The 15,400-nt window shown below is 65.3% G+C and carries 17 protein-coding genes; 8 read left to right on the top strand and 9 right to left on the bottom strand.

Annotated features, from left to right (window positions below; all coding sequences use genetic code 11):
• Nucleotides 1–682 (bottom strand): DUF3313 family protein (locus tag ACN0YF_RS10075; protein WP_417494268.1); only part of this gene is annotated, 682 nt, incomplete at its 3' end.
• Between the two features lie 86 nt (nt 683–768).
• A complete protein-coding gene (locus ACN0YF_RS10070; protein ID WP_417494267.1) occupies nt 769–1,035 on the bottom strand; it encodes a BolA family protein in 267 nt (88 codons plus the stop codon).
• 68 nt (nt 1,036–1,103) lie between these two features.
• On the opposite strand from ACN0YF_RS10070, the gene ACN0YF_RS10065 reads away from it, so the two are divergent.
• The gene (locus ACN0YF_RS10065) at nt 1,104–1,718 is read left to right on the top strand and encodes a J domain-containing protein (RefSeq protein ID WP_417483130.1); all 615 of its coding nucleotides are present in this window, start codon (nt 1,104–1,106) and stop codon (nt 1,716–1,718) included.
• Between the two features lie 219 nt (nt 1,719–1,937).
• On the opposite strand, the gene ACN0YF_RS10060 is transcribed toward ACN0YF_RS10065, so the two are convergent.
• The gene (locus ACN0YF_RS10060) at nt 1,938–2,234 is read right to left on the bottom strand and encodes a HigA family addiction module antitoxin (RefSeq protein WP_417494266.1); all 297 of its coding nucleotides are present in this window, start codon (nt 2,232–2,234) and stop codon (nt 1,938–1,940) included.
• Nucleotides 2,235–2,252: 18 nt separating this feature from the next.
• Nucleotides 2,253–2,516, bottom strand: coding sequence for a type II toxin-antitoxin system RelE/ParE family toxin (locus tag ACN0YF_RS10055; RefSeq protein ID WP_417494271.1), 264 nt, complete (start codon nt 2,514–2,516; stop codon nt 2,253–2,255).
• Nucleotides 2,517–2,669: 153 nt separating this feature from the next.
• On the opposite strand from ACN0YF_RS10055, the gene cobS reads away from it, so the two are divergent.
• A complete protein-coding gene (gene cobS, locus ACN0YF_RS10050; RefSeq protein WP_417494265.1) occupies nt 2,670–3,656 on the top strand; it encodes a cobaltochelatase subunit CobS in 987 nt (328 codons plus the stop codon).
• A 73-nt stretch (nt 3,657–3,729) separates the two neighbouring features.
• Nucleotides 3,730–4,761: a hypothetical protein gene (locus tag ACN0YF_RS10045; RefSeq protein WP_417494264.1), complete on the top strand. Its 1,032-nt coding sequence runs from the start codon at nt 3,730–3,732 to the stop codon at nt 4,759–4,761.
• Between the two features lie 38 nt (nt 4,762–4,799).
• On the opposite strand, the gene ACN0YF_RS10040 is transcribed toward ACN0YF_RS10045, so the two are convergent.
• The 3 genes from ACN0YF_RS10040 to ACN0YF_RS10030 form a co-directional block, all read right to left on the bottom strand.
• Entirely contained in the window at nt 4,800–5,054 is a 255-nt protein-coding gene (locus tag ACN0YF_RS10040; RefSeq protein WP_417494263.1) for a hypothetical protein, read from the bottom strand.
• A 148-nt stretch (nt 5,055–5,202) separates the two neighbouring features.
• Nucleotides 5,203–5,763 carry a hypothetical protein gene (locus ACN0YF_RS10035; RefSeq protein ID WP_417494262.1) on the bottom strand — a complete coding sequence of 187 codons (561 nt, stop codon included), beginning with the start codon at nt 5,761–5,763 and terminating at the stop codon, nt 5,203–5,205.
• Nucleotides 5,764–5,782: 19 nt separating this feature from the next.
• Nucleotides 5,783–6,061, bottom strand: coding sequence for a hypothetical protein (locus ACN0YF_RS10030; protein ID WP_417494261.1), 279 nt, complete (start codon nt 6,059–6,061; stop codon nt 5,783–5,785).
• Nucleotides 6,062–6,241: 180 nt separating this feature from the next.
• On the opposite strand from ACN0YF_RS10030, the gene cobT reads away from it, so the two are divergent.
• Both cobT and ACN0YF_RS10020 read left to right on the top strand, forming a co-directional pair.
• A complete protein-coding gene (gene cobT, locus ACN0YF_RS10025; RefSeq protein WP_417494260.1) occupies nt 6,242–8,155 on the top strand; it encodes a cobaltochelatase subunit CobT in 1,914 nt (637 codons plus the stop codon).
• A gap of 12 nt (nt 8,156–8,167) precedes the next feature.
• Complete coding sequence (locus ACN0YF_RS10020) at nt 8,168–9,178, top strand: esterase-like activity of phytase family protein (RefSeq protein WP_417494259.1); 1,011 nt, start codon at nt 8,168–8,170, stop codon at nt 9,176–9,178.
• On the opposite strand, the gene ACN0YF_RS10015 is transcribed toward ACN0YF_RS10020, so the two are convergent.
• Both ACN0YF_RS10015 and rpmB read right to left on the bottom strand, forming a co-directional pair.
• Nucleotides 9,175–10,938 (bottom strand): amidohydrolase, encoded by a 1,764-nt coding sequence (locus tag ACN0YF_RS10015; RefSeq protein WP_417494258.1) that lies wholly within the window; start codon nt 10,936–10,938, stop codon nt 9,175–9,177. The genes ACN0YF_RS10020 and ACN0YF_RS10015 overlap by 4 nt on opposite strands.
• 104 nt (nt 10,939–11,042) lie before the next feature.
• Nucleotides 11,043–11,348: a 50S ribosomal protein L28 gene (gene rpmB / locus ACN0YF_RS10010; RefSeq protein ID WP_417483141.1), complete on the bottom strand. Its 306-nt coding sequence runs from the start codon at nt 11,346–11,348 to the stop codon at nt 11,043–11,045.
• A gap of 186 nt (nt 11,349–11,534) precedes the next feature.
• On the opposite strand from rpmB, the gene ACN0YF_RS10005 reads away from it, so the two are divergent.
• The 3 genes from ACN0YF_RS10005 to ACN0YF_RS09995 all read left to right on the top strand — a co-directional run bounded on the left by ACN0YF_RS10005 (nt 11,535) and on the right by ACN0YF_RS09995 (nt 15,387).
• Entirely contained in the window at nt 11,535–12,356 is an 822-nt protein-coding gene (locus ACN0YF_RS10005; RefSeq protein ID WP_417483142.1) for a DUF3108 domain-containing protein, read from the top strand.
• A gap of 86 nt (nt 12,357–12,442) precedes the next feature.
• Nucleotides 12,443–15,061 (top strand): helicase-related protein, encoded by a 2,619-nt coding sequence (locus tag ACN0YF_RS10000; protein WP_417494257.1) that lies wholly within the window; start codon nt 12,443–12,445, stop codon nt 15,059–15,061.
• Nucleotides 15,058–15,387, top strand: a complete 330-nt coding sequence (locus ACN0YF_RS09995) for an RNA-binding S4 domain-containing protein (protein WP_417483144.1) — start codon at nt 15,058–15,060, stop codon at nt 15,385–15,387. Before ACN0YF_RS10000 ends, ACN0YF_RS09995 begins: the two co-directional genes overlap by 4 nt.
• Nucleotides 15,388–15,400 lie beyond the last annotated feature (13 nt).

The raw sequence follows: 15,400 nt of genomic DNA, 5'->3' as shown, positions 1-15,400 counted from the left end.
CGCCGCGCTCGGTCGACTGGCGCACCTCGCTGACGGAATTGCGGGCCTCGACGATAAGGTCACCGAAACTGTCCGCGAAGACCTGGGCCAGGGCATAACCGTCGCCGATCTCGGAAAACCCGCCGCTCGAGGCGAGGTGATTGCGTGAGGACCATTCCAGTGCCGCAACCTGGCGCTCGTCGGCATCAAGCATTTCGCCTTCAACCGCCAGGGCGCCAATGCCGATCGGGATACGCGGGCTGAGCGGACCGGGAATGGCAAAGCCGATCAGCCGCGAGGCCCCGGCGCTGACCCGGTTGGTAGTCTCGAATCCGGTGATGTTCAGACGGACCTGATGGCTCGCCAGCGCCGGATCGGCGGTGATCTCGAACCCGCCCCGCGCCAGGCGCCGGCACACGGTCTGGGTCAGCTTGCCGACCACACGATTGAAACGCACCGGATCGACGCCGCTGCCTTCCACCACGCCCGGAACGACACCCGCCTGTGCGATGTAGATCGCATCAACCGAGCGCATCGCCTGCGGATCGGCCCATTCGCGCACCTGGAGCAGACGCCGTTCGGCCGGCTGCATGTTCTGGTAGTCGCTCAGCGTGCTGGCCTGTTGCAACCCGTTGGCAGCACAGCCCGCCATGGTGACAGCGATGAGCGGGATCAGGCAAAGCGAGGCTAAATGATTGGGCATGTGGGCTCCGGGGCAGCAGGGTCGACCCAAGGTCTACGCAGCGCAGGCGCGATTGGACCACCCTCGCCCCGGCAGCATCGCATAATCTATTCGCCCGGGGCCCGCGCCTTGATCACCAGCGCATGGATCGGCCCCGCCAGCTCCCCGGCCAGCGCCGTGTTGACAAGGCGATGCCGGGCGACCCGGTTCAGGCCATCAAAGCAGGCGGCGACGATCTCGACGGTGAAATGGCTCTCCCCGCCGGGCCGCGCACCTGCATGACCTGCGTGCAAATGACTGTCATCGCTGACATGCAGGGTCTCCGGGGACAGCGCTTCGCGCAGTCGGGTTTCGATCCGTTCTTTCACCGTCATGAAATTATCACCTTTTTTGACACCCGTTTCATTGCTGCTTTACCCGCGCATGCCCATAATTGGACGCTATGACCGACGCCTTTGAATATACACCGCGGTTCAAGGACATCCGCATCAAGCCGCCCAAGGACAAGCCTTCGGCCGAAGAACGCGTGTGTGAATGGCCCGGTTGCCGCAGCCATGGCAATAGCCGGGCGCCGAAATCGAACGACCAGCTGAGTGAATTCTACTGGTTTTGCCAGAGCCATGCCTCGGAATACAACAAGTCGTGGAACTTCTTCGAAGGCATGAGCGAAAGCGCGGCACAGGCCTATCGCGAATCCTCCGCCTATGGCCATCGCCCGACCTGGGGCTGGCGCAATTCCACCAGTTCGCGCCACAAGGCCCAGCGCGCCAGCCGCGATTTCGCTGATGGCTTCTCCGACCCGATGGGTACATTCGGTGACAAGACGAAGGCCCACGAGGACGGTCCGCGCGAAAAAACCATGGGCCGGCTGCAATCCAAGGCGCTGGAAACCATGGGCCTCAAGCCCGATGTCGACCCGTCCACGGTGCGCCGCCGCTATGCCGAACTGGTCAAACGCTTCCACCCCGACGCCAATGGCGGCGACCGTTCGAGCGAGGAACAGCTCGGCCGGGTGATCGCGTCCTACCAGATCCTCAAGGGCGTCGGGATGGCGTGATTTTTCACGCCGCCCTCTCTTAAACCTCCTAAACAGTCAAATACTTGTCATCCCGGCCGGATGCCCGGACGCGGCAGCGATCCGGGCGTAGAGCCGGGACCTACCCGCTGTTCCAGCTGGATGCACGGGTTGGTCCCGGACTTGCGCCCCGCCTGTGCGGGGCATCCGGCCGGGATGACAAAAATTGATTGAATTATGGATGAGCAAGGCTGGCTCCGCTCAGGCCGCCTTGTGCGGCACAATCCGCGGCGCGATCGCCGGCCAGCTGGTCGCCCGCGCCTGACGCAGATCGAACTCCGCCTGCAAATTCATCCAGAATTCCGCCGTCGTGCCGAAAAAGGCTGACAGGCGCAACGCTGTATCAGCGGTAATCGAGCGCGAACCGCGCACCAGGCCGGAGATGCGGCTTTTCGGCACATCAATCGCCCGCGACAGTTTTTCCTGGGTGAGCCCATTGGGGCGCAGGAAGTCCTCAAGCAGGATTTCACCGGGAGAGATGGGGGCAAGTTTCGTCATCAGATAGGCATCCTCACGCTAATGATAGTCCACGATTTCGACATCCCAGGCCGCACCGTCGAGCCAACGAAAACACACGCGCCACTGTTGATTGACCCGGATGCTGTACTGCCCCTTGCGATCCCCTTTCAACGCCTCCAGCCGATTGGCCGGCGGGATAAGCAAATCCTCAAGCCGGTGCGCGGCGTGCAGCATCATCAGCTTGCGCCGGGCGGGCCGCTCGAATGCAGAAAAGCGTCTCCGTGTCTTTGCAGGCGAAGGATTGGATCGCCGAGGCAATATAGAGCGCCGCTCGGGTTCCGCCAAACGGAACATTGCCCGAAAGCCCTCCATCTCACCCCATCCCTTGCCGTGCGCTGCGGCCTGCGCTAGTCCGGATGCACAATCCCGTGCGCCTTTGCAGTCCTGACGTCCCCAAGCGAAAAGACCGGTTCCATGAGCGATGAGTTCCCCGTGCCTGCCCCCGATGCCATTGCCGATACAACGGCGCTGTTCGGCTTCGATGCCGGCTTTGAAGTGCCGATGTTTTCGAAGCCTGACGAGCACACGCCGAAGATCGATCCCGACTATGTCTTCGATCCGGCAACGACGCGGGCAATCCTGGCGGGTTTTGCGAAAAATCGCCGGGTAATGGTCCAGGGCTATCACGGCACCGGCAAGTCGACCCATATCGAACAGGTCGCCGCCCGGCTCAACTGGCCGATGGTGCGGGTCAATCTCGACAGCCATATCTCGCGCATCGACATGGTCGGCAAGGACGCCATCGTGTTGAAGGACGGCAAGCAGATCACCGAATTCCAGGAAGGCATCCTGCCCTGGGCGCTGCAGCGTCCGGTCGCGCTCCTGTTCGACGAATATGATGCGGGCCGTCCCGATGTGATGTTCGTGATCCAGCGCGTGCTCGAGGCCTCCGGTTCGCTCACCCTGCTCGACCAGACCAAGGTGATCCGGCCCAACCCCTCCTTCCGCCTGTTCGCCACCACCAATACGATCGGCCTGGGCGACACCACCGGCCTCTATCACGGCACGCAGCAGATCAATCAGGGCCAGATGGACCGCTGGTCGATCGTGGCGACGCTGAACTATCTGCCAGCCGAGACCGAGAACGCCATCGTGCTCGCCAAGATGAAGGATCTCGCCAAGACCGAAGCCGGCCGCAAACAGGTCGCCGACATGGTCAAACTGGCCGATCTGACGCGCGAAGCCTTCATCAATGGCGATATCTCGACCGTGATGAGCCCGCGCACCGTGCTGACCTGGGCGGAAAACAACGCCATTTTCAATGATCTCGGCCACTCCTTCCGCCTCACCTTCCTCAACAAGTGTGACGAGCTGGAACGCCCGACGATTGCGGAAATGTATCAGCGCGTTTTCGGAACCGACCTGGCCGAAGCGCCAATCAAGCCCGCCGCGGTCGCCTAGAGGCAAGCCCACACGGTGCTTGACCATTGCGACCGCTCCCCAGACTATGTCTGTCAAATCCGGGGGGACAGGCATGATCAGGACCATCACGATTTGCGCGCTGACGAGTGTCGCGCTTTGCGCGCCAGCGCACGCCTGCCTGCCGCCACCACCGCGTTCCTTCGAGCAGAACCTCGCCGCCTCGGCCGCGCCGCGCCTGTATGACTATCTGACCCGGTCAACCTATGTGGAACTGGTCCGGCCCGTGGCCTGGCAGCTGGCGGAGTCATCAGACGCCTATGCACCCCAGCTGCCGGGCGTACCGCTGTCGGCCTACACGCTGCAGGTCGATCAACGCCTGAAGGGGATGGGCGAGGACCGCTACGAGATCGGAGGCGCGGCGGGCGCGATCGCTGTCGCGCCGATCGAAGCGGACGGCACCGATTACGCCAGCCTGCACGCGCAGACCCTGTTCTGGGACGAATTCCCCGTCGGCACGCCAAGCACCGGTTTTCTCGGCATGCCCAGCTGCGCCAATTCCTTGGGGCTGATCCTGGAGCAGACCTATCTGATTTTCCGCACCGCCGAGGGTGGCGTCCTCGCCATCGAACCTGTCGACAGCGAGGATCAACTGGTGCAGGGCGTGCGCAATCTGATCGCCGAGCCCGAGGCGCGCCGCCCCTGGGAAACGGGCTTGCGGGATTATCTGGTGCGTCATGAGCATCTCGACCGGGTCGAGATCACACAATGCGGCGCGCGCTCCTCGGACATCGAGATGCGCAAGACCGGTGAGTATCAGCCCGGACACGGGCTGGTCTCCGAGCCGGCGGCCTGGGTCGAGGGTGCCGAGGCCCGGCGCGGACACAATTATGCGCGTGGCGGCCTGGAGCGGGGCGATTGCGCGGCCGGGCAGACCTTCCTCGTCACCCATGACCGCTATCTCGCCAGCTGGGGCGCCGGCCGCATCCTGAGCTGGAATCTCCAGGGCGCATTTTTCGGCGCCTACCCGGTCGAAGCCGGACAAGCGGATTTCACCACCACCTATTCGCAGATTGGTGTCACGGACGGCCGCGCTGTGGATCTTGGCGAGCTCGAGCGCTGGTTCGCTGACGCACCGGCGCACTGAACACGCTACCCATCTGATAACGAGGTCTGCCTCGCCGCCTAGGACGGCTCGACATCATTCCCGTCCGTGAGGCTCTCCAGCGCCAGGGCGACTCGGCGCTCCATCAGGGGTTTGTCACTTTCCATGCCTTCGCCTTCGGCGTCAGCGATTTCGGTGGCATCGAATTTCCAGCGGCGCAGGATCTCGATCTTCTGCGCGTCGCTCAGCTCGGCCTGGGTCAGTACCGCTTCGGGTGTGTCGAAGGCCAGGGCAGGGTTCTCCAGGGCCTTGTCGTAATCGAGTGGATCGCTCATTTTCGGCTCCTTCGCCTTGCGGTGAGCTGCGAGGCGGGCGCAGACGCGCCGACCCCGGCCCGATGCGCCATGGAAACACGCTCCGGCACGAACAGCAAACCTGGCGCCCGGTCGCGCCGTTATCGAAACGGCACAGGCCGACAAAGCCTCAGCCCGGCAGGGCGTGCAGATGAACGTCGCGGCCGGAATGCTCGCGCAGGATGGCGGTGGCGCGCGCCTCGTGATCGGCATCGCGTGTGCGCACCCAGAGCAAGAGACCGCCATGGAGGAGCTGTTCCTCGATATAATTGGCATGGCTCTCGCCGACCAGGCTGGCCAGCCCGGTTCCGATCAGCCCGCCAGCTGTCCCGCCCACGAAGGCCGCCGCAGCCGCTGCCGCCAGGGCACCGCCCGAAGCGACAATGCCGCCGACCGCCGCCAGGGCGCCGACATACATCAGCCCGCCGATCAGTCCGCCCTCGGCTTCGCCGAGCGTTTCCAGCGAGACAAAGGCCGTTCGTGGCACGGCGCTGTCATCCTCAAGCTCGGCCGGCCGGGCATAGGCATGACCGAGCTTTTTCTCGACGGCCTTCTCGCTCGCCAGCAGGCTGAGCTCGGCGCGGTCGAAACCGGCGCCAAGCAGCGCATCGATCGCGGCCTGCAGCCGGGCGGCATCGTCAAAATAGCCAACGGCTTCCGTCAGCGTGGCGGTCGGTTGAGCGTCAGACATGCGGTTTTCCTTGTTCCAGCTAGTAGGTGTTCTGTTTCGTGGTCTTGAGGCGGTTGGCATCGGAACCGCCGGTAAGGGTTTCCAGCGCAAGGGCGACACGGCGGACCATCAGGGGCTTTTCGCCCCGCATGCCCTCTTCCTCGGCGACGGCCACTTCATTGGCGTCATATTCCCAGCGGCGAAGGAGATCGATCTTCTGCGCGGCCGTCAGCCCGGGCTGGGTCAACACGTCTTCGGGCGTGTCGAACATGTCGGCCGGGTCCAGCAAGGCCTTGTCATAGTCGAATGTCTGGCTCATGGGCGGCTCCCTGGATCAGGGCAAATCCCTGTACGCGCCACAAACAGCGCGTCTCGGAGAAACCCTAGACCCGATAGGGTTGAAAATCACGACGGTGCAGGTGCGACAAATCCGGCACCGGTCGCATCGGCGCCGTCATCAACACTCGCAATTTCCGCTGGAGGATTTAGGTTGGCCGCCATGAGCCAGCCGCCCCCCGATCCCGACGCCTTCCGCCGCGCCCTTGCCATCACCACGCGGGCGATTGCCGGCGACAAGGAGCTTGATGTCCGCTTCGGTGGCGAGATCGCCGGACTGAGCGGCGGCCGTATGGTCCTACCCAATCCGGGGCCACAGCCGAGCGCCAAGGCCGCCGCCGCCGTGCGCGGCCGCGCCGATGCGCTGGCCTTGCGGCTCGCCTATCACGATGAGGCCGATCACGCCCGGGCCCTGCCCCCGGGTGCAACAGCGCGGGCGATCTTCCACGCCGCCGAACAGGCGCGGGTCGAGGGCCTTGGCGCGCGCGAAATGCGGGGCATGGCCGCCAATCTCGACGCCGCCCTGGTCGATCGTTGCCGCCAGAAGGGCTGGCAGAATGTCACCGAACGCGAAATGGCGCCGATGGAAGAGGCCCTGGCCATGCTGGTGCGCGAGCGTATTAGCGGCCATCCCGCCCCGGTCGAAGCCGACGGGCTGATGCGTCTGTGGCGCGACCAGCTCGAGCAAAGGGCCGGAACCTCGCTCGATGGGCTGGCGGTGAACGCCAATGACCAGTCGGCCTTCGCGGAGATGTTGCGCTCCGTGATCCAGGATCTTGATCTCGGCGACGAACTCGGCGGCGATCCGGAGGAATCCGACAATCCCGAAGACGAGGATGAAGGCGTCGAGCGCGAACAGAGGACCGGCGAGGACGAGGATGAAGACGGCCAGTCCGACGACACCCAGGACACGCCCGATGCCGCCGGCGAAGCCGGTGATGATGACGAGAACAACGCCGACAGCGATGATGCCGATACCCGCGTCGACTCCATGGATGATGAAGGCGCGGCCCAGAAGGCGATGCGCCCCAACTGGCGTCCCGGCGACGATGGCGATGCATCAGCCTACAGGGTCTTCACGCGCGAATTCGACGAAGTCATCCAGGCTGCAGATCTGTGCGATACGGATGAACTGACACGCTTGCGCAAATACCTCGATGGCACGCTGAAAGGGCTCGACCAGGTCGTCGGTCGCCTTGCCAACCGGCTGCAACGCCGTCTCATGGCGAAGCAGGAACGCGCCTGGAAATTCGACCTCGAGGAAGGCATGCTCGATGGCTCGCGCCTGGCCCGGGTCATTGCGGATCCGACCCTGCCGCTGTCCTACAAGGCGGAGAGCGAGACCCAGTTCCGCGATACCATCGTCACCCTGCTGATCGACAATTCCGGCTCGATGCGCGGCCGTCCGATCATGGTTGCCGCTGCCTGTGCCGATATCCTGGCGCGCACGCTGGAGCGCTGCGGCGTCAAGACGGAAGTGCTCGGTTTCACGACGCGGGCCTGGAAGGGCGGCAAATCGAAAGAGAAATGGCTCGCCGAGGGCAAACCGCCCCAGCCGGGCCGGCTCAATGATCTGCGCCATATCATCTACAAGGCCGCCGACACGCCCTGGCGCCGCGCCCGGGTCAATCTCGGCCTGATGATGCGCGAGGGCCTGCTCAAGGAGAATATCGATGGCGAGGCCCTGCTCTGGGCCTGGAAGCGTCTGGCCACGCGCCCGGAACAGCGCCGCATACTGATGGTGATCAGCGATGGCGCACCGGTCGATGACGGCACGCAGTCGGCCAATGCGGCCGGCTATCTGGAACGGCATCTGCGCGAGACCATCAAGCTGATCGAGACCCGTTCCGATGTGCAATTGCTCGCCATCGGCATCGGCCATGATGTCACGCGCTGGTATCGCCACGCCGTCACGATCAATGATGTCGACCAGCTCGGCGGCGCGATGACCGATCAGCTTGCCGCCCTGTTCGATGAAGACACGCCCGGACCGGCGAGCTTTTCCAGCGGCCGGGCCACGCCAGCCACCTCAACCATCAAACGTGCGGACACTGCCGATATGGGTGCCCGCCGCTAGCAGGAGCCTGCAATGAAACGCCACCTTCTGGTCCTGACCGCCCTGCTGGCCGCCGCCTGCTCCCATACGGGTGAGCCGCGCACACCCGTTGCGGATCTGGCGCCCGGCAGCGCCCCGGCGGCGACCGTCCGCCCGGTCCCGCTCTTCAAGGATGCACCCGGCACCTACCGCATCGGTTCGCTTGAATGGCGCGGCGGCCTGGAAATCTCCCACGATGACGCGCGTTTCGGCGGCTTGTCGGCCATTATCGTGTCCGGCGATGGTTCCCGCCTGCTCTCGATTTCGGACAGCGCCTGGTGGGTGACCAGCCGGCTGGGCTGGGCGGAAAATGGCCATCTGACCGGATTCGACACGGTCACCATCTCCACCATGCGCGACGAGAATGGCGAACATCTTGAAGGCAATCGCAACGATAGTGAGGGTCTCGCCGCGCTCGGTGACGGACGTTATGCCGTCAGCTTCGAGCGCGAGCACCGGATCTGGGCCTATGATATCGGCACGGAATGGGATCAGGCCGACGCGGCCCGCCCGGTACCGGTGACCGGCCCGGCTCCCGCGGATCCGGTCGAGGAGAATGGCGGGATGGAAGCCCTTGCCAGTCTGGGCGATGGCGGGCTGTTGACGGGATTTGAATACCCGCTCGGCGACAACGCAGACTACAATATCTGGCATCGGGCCGGGCAGGACTGGCAGGCCACCGCCATGGCAGCACTGCCGGAATACGGCCTCACCGGCATGACGGTCATCGAGGACCAGGTCTATGCGCTGGAGCGCTTCTACAGCCCCGCCGTTGGCAACCGGATCCGCATCATCCGTTTCGCCGAAGCCGATCTCGGCCAGGACGCGGTGATCGAGCCGGAAATCCTCGCCGAGCTCGGCCCCGAAAACTCCATCGACAATTTCGAGGGCATTACCGCCTTCCGTCGCGGCGAGGAGCTGATCCTGCTCATCGTCTCGGACGACAACTACCGGGTCCACGGCCCCCAGCGCACCCTGCTGATGGCCTTCGCCGTCGCCGGCTAGCCTTCATCGCCCTGATGGAAAGCATCGGGTGCCTCGAAGGCCACTTCACCGTCGACCACAGTCATCCAGGGCTCGACGGTGAGGATGTCGGCCGCGGGGATGGTCATGATATCGGCGGAGAAGATCGTGAAGTCGGCAATCTTGCCATCCTCGATCGAGCCCAGCTCATCCTCGCGGAATGAGGCGTAGGCCGGCCAGAGGGTGAACAGCTTCAGCGCATCGGCGCGAGAGAGCGCCTCTTCGCCATGCCAGTCATCGCCCTGGAAACCGTCCAGCGAAGCGCGCGCCGTCGCGGCATAGAATTCGATCCGCGGATCGCCGCGCTCCACCGGGGCATCGCTGCCGCCGGTGATGTGGGCGCCGGCATCGAGCAGGCTCTGCCAGGCATAGGCGCCGGCCAGCCGATCCTCCCCGAGGCGGTCGGGCGCGAAATAGAGATCACCGATGGCGTGTGAGGGCTGCATCGAGGCGATCACCCCGAGCTCGGCGAAGCGCGGAATATCGTCCGGATCAATGATCTGGCTGTGTTCGTCGCGCCAGCGATGCTCCGGCAGGGCGCGCTCATCCGACGGAACATTGGCGAGCGCTTCCCCGGCCCAGTCGAGCAGGACCCGGTTACCCCGGTCACCGATCGCATGCACGTTGATCTGCACGCCTGAACGCAGCGCCTCGGTCATCACGCCAAGCATTTCATCGCCCTCGGGAAACAGCAGGCCGGAACTCTCCGGGCGGTCGGAATAGGGTTCCAGCAGCGCCGCACCACGCGAGCCAAGGGCTCCGTCCATATACATTTTGACGGCACGGGTGATGACACGGCCATCAGCGGCGATACGCGGTGTCTGCGTGGCGAGCCAGGCATAACCATCCGGATTGATCGAGATGTAGTCACGGATCGGCAGGCGGCCCGCTTCAGCCAGACCCTCGATCATTTCGACATCCTGGTAGGGCACCGACATGTCATGCGCACCGGTCCAGCCCATGCTGGCCATGACCTGAGCGCCCTGGGCATAGATATCGGCCCGGACAGCGCCGGTTGGGCCTTCCACCAGCGCATAGACAGCGCCCTGGGCGGCATCGATCAACATGCCGTCGGGCTCGCCATCGGCCTCGCGCAGGATTTCGCCGCCCTCGGGCGCAATGCTTTCGGCATTGATGCCGGCCTGCTGCAGCGCCAGCGAGTTGGCGACCGAGGCATGGCCGTCGGCACGGGTCAGGATGACGGCATGATCGGGCGCTACGGCATCGAGATCATGGCGATTGGGGAAACGGCCTTCGGGCCAATGGGTCTCGATCCAGCCACGGCCATAAAGCACGCTGCCCGGCTCGAGCTCGTCCGCTGCGGCGGCGATTCGCGCCTGCAGCCCGGCGAGCGAGCTGACACCTTCGAGATTGAGCGTGCGTTCGCGGGAACCGACACCGAGCACATGGACATGGCTGTCGGTAAAGCCCGGATACATCGCGCCGCCATTGAGATCGATCACCCGGGTGTCGGCACCGATCCAGATCCCGGCACCGGCCTGGGGGCCGGCAAACACGATGCGGCCGCCCTGCACGGCAACAGCCTGGACGCGGGGCCGGTCATCATTGGCGGTGTAGATTTCACCGCCCCAGAACACCAGGTCGGCGGCCGGCATGGCGCCATCGGCGGCAAGGTCAGGCGCGACCGCCTCAGGTGCGGATGCCGTGGTTTCGCCGGATGGCGCGCCGCAGGCGGCAAGCGCCCACAGGCAAAAGGGCATCAGAAATCTCATCGCGCGCATATCGGCCTCCCCCGCTTCGACGGGCGCAAGCTAACCCTGTCGCGCGCATACGACAACGCCCACTGCAAGCAGCGGGCGTTGGCAGAATAACGAAGTGAGCCAGATCAGGCTGCTGCAGTCGCCTCAGGGGCGGCAGAAGCCTTCTTCAGTGCGCGTTTGATCTTCAGGGCCTTGTCGGACAATTTCTCGTCACGAGCCTTGAGCAGGAAGGCATCGAGCCCGCCAACATGATCAACACTGCGCAGTGCCTTGGCGGCAATGCGGAGCTTGAAATTGCGGCCCAGCTTCTCGGAAGCGAGGGTCACATCGCACAGATTCGGCAGAAAGCGACGGCGGGACTTGTTCATCGCGTGGGAAACATTGTTCCCGGACATAACACCCGTACCAGTCAGTTCGCAGCGACGCGCCATAGTCGCACCTTTCCAAAAATAAAAACTTTCGCTCGGGCCTTGCGACCAGAGTGGGAGCGGGCGAGATAGAGGAGGCGGGTCGTCTCGTCAAGCTTGCGGCGTTCATCTTGCAGTGGGTTTGGGTATATTATTGCAGTATGAAGCCGTCAAATCGGACCTCCCGGTCCAACGCAAGGAGTACAGGGCGTGAAACATGTGTGGTTAGCAAGCGCTGCAGCGCTGGGTCTGGTTCTCTCCGGCAGCGCCGGCAATGCCGATGACGCGGTGGACGCGCCCGCGATCGCCCGCGCCCCTGGCACCCACGGCGTGACCGTGCAGTATTCCGGCTCTGTGCTGATCTTCCAGGTTGCCGATATCAGTATCAACAGCGAGTTCGCCGACGATACCTATCAGGCTGCTGCCCGCTTCACCGCCGCAGGCCTGGCCGCCCTCTTCACCGATGCAGACATCGAAGCGGGCGTGAGCGGGTATCGCGATGGCTCGGAACTCCAGCCCTATCGCTACAGCCATCTCAATCACGCCAGCTCGAAGAATCGCGTCGTCGGTATCGACTTCCCCGAAGGCGTCGCCATGCCCGACGTCAATCCGCCCTTCGGCAATATGGGTGAACCGGCCGCTTCCGACGAGGACCGAGCCGGCGCGCGGGACCCGATCTCCACCCTGCTCGCCATGGGGCTCGGCGCCGTGTCGTCGGGAAGTTCACGTTGCGATGGCCGCCTGCCCGTCTTTGACGGCCGTGCCCGCTATAATCTGCGCTTCGAGGATGGCGGCTACAAGGACGTCCGGACGCGAGCCTGGAGCGGCGAAGCGCTGGTCTGCCGTGCCTATTACGAACCGATCTCCGGTTATGAGGCCGATGAATTCCCCAGCGCCGAGGATATCGCCGAACCGATCGATTTCTGGCTCGCCCCCGTCAATGACGGCGAGTTCTACGTGCCGGTGAAAATCCGCACCAATGCCGGCTTTGGCGGCGTCACTGTCACGGCTCGCTCAATCGAGACCTACTGACCGCACCCGCCACTCGTACGCACCAGCCGGGTGGCCTAGAGTTTCCAGGCTCAACGGAATCACCGCGGGCTGAACGGGAGAGCGGCGTGACGACGCAGCGCGATATGGACGGCCAGATCACGGCCGCCCTCGGACCCACCAATACCGGCAAGACGCATCTCGCGGTCGAGCGCATGCTCGGCCGGTCCTCCGGCATGATCGGTCTGCCGCTGCGGCTGCTCGCGCGCGAGGTCTATGACCGTGTTGTGCGCGCCAAGGGCGCCGCCGCCGTCGCCCTGGTCACCGGCGAAGAGAAGATCGTGCCGAAATCGGCGCGCTATTTCATCTGCACCGCCGAGGCGATGCCGCTCAATCTCAATGTCGCCTTCATCGCCATCGACGAGGTCCAGCTCGCCGCCGATCCGGAGCGCGGCCATGTCTTCACCGACCGCATGCTCTATTGCCGCGGCAGCCAGGAGACCATGCTGCTCGGCGCCGCCACGATGGGCCCGCTGATCCGCGAACTCGTCCCCACAGCGCATATCGAGACGCGCGAACGTTTCTCCCAGCTCAGCCATACCGGCCCGGCCAAGCTGACGCGCCTGCCACGGCGCTCGGCCATCGTCGCCTTCTCCGCCGAGTCCGTTTACGCCATCGCCGAGCTGATGCGGCGCCGGCGCGGCGGTGCGGCGGTGGTGATGGGCGGGCTGTCACCGCGCACCCGCAATGCCCAGGTCGAGCTCTACCAGTCCGGCGAGGTGGATTTCCTGGTCGCCACCGATGCCATCGGCATGGGGCTGAACATGGATGTCGACCATGTCGCCTTTGCCGAGAGCCGCAAGTTCGACGGCCGCAAGCGCCGCCGCCTCAATGCGTCCGAACTGGCCCAGATTGCCGGCCGGGCCGGGCGCTTCCGCAATGACGGCACCTTCGGCGAGACGGCCGATTGCGGGCCCTTCGAACCCGATCTGGTCCGCCGGATCGAGAATCACCAGTTCGCGCCGGTCACGAAGCTGCAATGGCGCAATCCCGATCTCGACGAACGCTCGCTCGACAATCTCCTGATCTCGCTGGCCGAACCGCCCGATCATCCGGCGCTGGAGCGGGCCCGTGAGGCAATTGATGAGCGCACCCTGGCCCTGCTCGCTACCGATCCGGAAATCCGCGACCGCACCGCCTCCATGGCCGGTGTGCGGCGTCTGTGGGATGCCTGCCGCCTGCCGGACTTTCGCAAGGCGACGCTGGACGCCCATGCCAGCCTGGTCCGCACCATATTCCTGCACCTGACCGGCCCGGCCGGCCATCTGCCCGATGACTGGCTCAATGGCCATCTGCAACGCCTCGACCGCACCGATGGCGAGGTTGATGTGCTCGCCGCCCGCCTGACCCAGGTACGCACCTGGGCCTATGCCGCCCATCGCCCCGACTGGACCGCCGATCCCGAGCAATGGCAGGAACGCACGCGCGAAATCGAGGACGCCCTCTCCGACGCGCTGCACGAAAAACTGATGCAGCGATTTGTCGACCGCCGCACCGGCGCGCTGATGAAGGGGCTGCGCGATGAGCGTGAATTGCTCGCCGGCGTCTCGCCCGAGGGCGAGGTCACCGTCGAGGGCCATTATGTCGGCCGCCTGGTGGGCTTGACCTTCAAGCCCGATGCCCAGGGCCGCGAACTGGCAGCACGGGCGCTGCGCTCGGCCGCGATCGAGGCGCTGAAGCCCGAGGTCAATCGCCGGCTCGGCGCCCTGGCGCGCGTTTCCATCACCGATATCGTGTTCGGCGAGGACGGCAGCATCGACTGGCAGGGCGAGGCCGTGGCCCGGCTCACCGCCGGTCCGGAACCGCTGCGGCCGGCCGTGGCGCTGATCGGCGCCGAGATCGGCGCTGCCGAGGCACAGGCCCGCGCCCGCTCCCATCTCGAACGCCTGGTCAGCCAGCTGGCGAAGACCCGCCTGGCACCCCTGCTCAAGCTTCGCGACGGTGCCAATGGCGACAGCCTTGCCGGGCTGGCCAGCGGCATCGCCTGGCGGATGTTCGAAGCGGGCGGCGCGCTGGTCAGGACCGAGGCCGGCGAGGAAATCCAGGCCCTGTCGCCATCGGAACGCCGCGCCCTGAGATCGCTGGGCGTCCAGATCGGCGAGCACATGATCTATATGCCGGCGCTGATCAAACCCGCCGCGGCGCGGCTCAACGCCCTGCTGCGCGCTGTCCATGCCGGCGACCGCCGCCCCGCCTGGCGGCCGGCACCGGGGCTGACCTCCCTGCCCCATGACAGGAGCCGCTCTGCGGCCGATCATATCGCCATCGGCTTCCAGCCCTGCGGCCCGCGTGCCGTTCGTTTCGACATTCTGGAACGGCTGGCCGACACCATCCGTGATGCCCGCACGGCCCGGGGCAAGGGTCAGTTCACCCTCACCCCGGAGATGACCGCACTGCTTGGCTGCAGCGTCGAGGATCTGCGCGGCATCCTGTCGGCACTCGATTACCGGCGCCTGCAGAAGGGCAAGACACCGCCCGCCGAAGCCGAGGAAGTCTGGACACGCCGCCGGCGTCCGGCACGTCCGGCCGTGACGGCCGCCGCGACACCGGTACCCGTCGATCTCGACAACCCCTTCTCGGCCCTGGCCGGGCTGAGCTTTGCGCGCCCGGCCGCGCCCGGCCGCAAGGCCAGTGGCGACCGGCGGCGCAAGCGGCGCCGTCCGGCACGCAAGACGGCCGGACAATGAGTGCTGCCCGCGACACGCAAGCGGAGGAGGCCCAGCGCATTGATCTGTGGCTCTGGCACGCGCGGATTTTCAAGACCCGCAGCCTCGCCACGGCGATCGTCGCCAAGGGGCGTATCCGCCTGACAGCCAACGGCATGACGCGCCGGGTCTCCAAACCGGCAACGCTCGTGCGCGCAGGCGATACATTGACGCTGCCGAGAAATGGCTCAATTGTCTGCCTCACCATTCTGGCACTGGCCCAGCGGCGCGGCACAGCGACGCAGGCCCAGGCGCTGTATTCCTTGCCGGACCTGGAGCCCACCGATCATGGAACCAGTCCGCAATAGCCCGGAGCCCGGA

This window comes from Maricaulis sp., from assembly GCF_048270265.1.
In the GTDB taxonomy this organism is placed as follows: Bacteria; Pseudomonadota; Alphaproteobacteria; order Caulobacterales; family Maricaulaceae; genus Maricaulis.
The sequence above is the reverse complement of the archived record's forward strand: the minus strand, read 5'-3'. Positions and strand labels throughout refer to the sequence as shown.

Bases quoted from the DNA above. Each gene is read 5' to 3' on its own strand.
- rpmB (WP_417483141.1), bottom strand. From the start codon at position 11,348: ATGGCGCGTCGCTGCGAACTGACTGGTACGGGTGTTATGTCCGGGAAC.
- ACN0YF_RS10020 (WP_417494259.1), top strand. From the start codon at position 8,168: ATGAAACGCCACCTTCTGGTCCTGACCGCCCTGCTGGCCGCCGCCTGC.
- ACN0YF_RS10065 (WP_417483130.1), top strand. From the start codon at position 1,104: ATGACCGACGCCTTTGAATATACACCGCGGTTCAAGGACATCCGCATC.
- ACN0YF_RS09995 (WP_417483144.1), top strand. From the start codon at position 15,058: ATGAGTGCTGCCCGCGACACGCAAGCGGAGGAGGCCCAGCGCATTGAT.
- cobS (WP_417494265.1), top strand. From the start codon at position 2,670: ATGAGCGATGAGTTCCCCGTGCCTGCCCCCGATGCCATTGCCGATACA.
- ACN0YF_RS10045 (WP_417494264.1), top strand. From the start codon at position 3,730: ATGATCAGGACCATCACGATTTGCGCGCTGACGAGTGTCGCGCTTTGC.
- ACN0YF_RS10030 (WP_417494261.1), bottom strand. From the start codon at position 6,061: ATGAGCCAGACATTCGACTATGACAAGGCCTTGCTGGACCCGGCCGAC.
- ACN0YF_RS10015 (WP_417494258.1), bottom strand. From the start codon at position 10,938: ATGCGCGCGATGAGATTTCTGATGCCCTTTTGCCTGTGGGCGCTTGCC.
- ACN0YF_RS10035 (WP_417494262.1), bottom strand. From the start codon at position 5,763: ATGTCTGACGCTCAACCGACCGCCACGCTGACGGAAGCCGTTGGCTAT.
- cobT (WP_417494260.1), top strand. From the start codon at position 6,242: ATGAGCCAGCCGCCCCCCGATCCCGACGCCTTCCGCCGCGCCCTTGCC.
- ACN0YF_RS10040 (WP_417494263.1), bottom strand. From the start codon at position 5,054: ATGAGCGATCCACTCGATTACGACAAGGCCCTGGAGAACCCTGCCCTG.
- ACN0YF_RS10060 (WP_417494266.1), bottom strand. From the start codon at position 2,234: ATGACGAAACTTGCCCCCATCTCTCCCGGTGAAATCCTGCTTGAGGAC.
- ACN0YF_RS10070 (WP_417494267.1), bottom strand. From the start codon at position 1,035: ATGACGGTGAAAGAACGGATCGAAACCCGACTGCGCGAAGCGCTGTCC.